Origin of the sequence: Streptomyces sp. ACA25 (assembly GCF_028200735.1) — a bacterium.
Lineage (GTDB): Bacteria > Actinomycetota > Actinomycetes > Streptomycetales > Streptomycetaceae > Streptomyces.
Genome location: NZ_JAQKPV010000080.1, coordinates 1 through 771 on the forward strand (window position 1 = coordinate 1; position 771 = coordinate 771).

The window sequence follows — 771 nt, forward strand, 5'->3', positions numbered from 1 at the left end:
GCTCACCCTCATGACCCGGCTGATGAATCGCGACGAGCCCGGCCTCGGCCAGATCGGCCACCAGGATCCGGGCAACGCCGAGGGGGATGGAAAGCAGGGCGGACACCTCGGCGACGGACTTGACCTCGTAGCACAGCTGGCAGATCCGCTGGTGCTCGGGCAGCTGCCCTTGCAGCCGGGCCGGCTCGGCGGTCGTGCTGACCAGTGCCTCGATCGCCAGCTGATACCGCGGCCGCGTACGGCCACCGGTCATGGCGTACGGACGCACCAGGCTCTGTGGGGCATTGTCGTCGGCGGGGCGCCGCCGGCCCGGCGGCTCATGCTGCCGGTTGGGAGGAGGCTGTGTGCCTCCCGCGTGCTGCGACCGCTGCGGCGGACGGGAGGAATCGGGCTGCTCGTGGCCGTGCCGCTGCGGCGGAAGCTGTCCGCCGCTCGGAGCCGAGGGGAAGTTGAAGCGGCTGGACTGACCGCCGCCGCGCGGCTGCTCCGGGTATTCGTTACCGTACGGTCCACCTGGGGACATTGCCACGTTTCCTCCTTCGACTGCCTTCGCCTGCCGTTGTCCGTACCATGCACCGCTCCGTGCGGTCTGCGACTCGCACCTTATGGTGCACGAGCATAAACCCCACGATGTGTCTGCTAGTTGAGCAGGGAGCCCTGAAGCTCGGCCCGCAGGTCGGGAGTGAGAACCGCACCGGCCCGGTCGACCAGCAGCGCCATCTCGTAACCCACCAGGCCGATATCGGCATCCGGATGCGCCAGCACCGCCAG

General features: G+C 69.1%; 1 protein-coding gene and 1 pseudogene. Both read right to left on the minus strand.

Going from position 1 to position 771, the window contains the following annotated elements; translation table 11 throughout:
• Positions 1-529 (minus strand): DUF742 domain-containing protein (locus tag PJ985_RS23245; protein ID WP_443033585.1); only part of this gene is annotated, 529 nt, incomplete at its 3' end.
• A gap of 110 nt (positions 530-639) precedes the next feature.
• Positions 640-771: pseudogene (locus PJ985_RS23250) on the minus strand (roadblock/LC7 domain-containing protein); the annotation flags it as partial.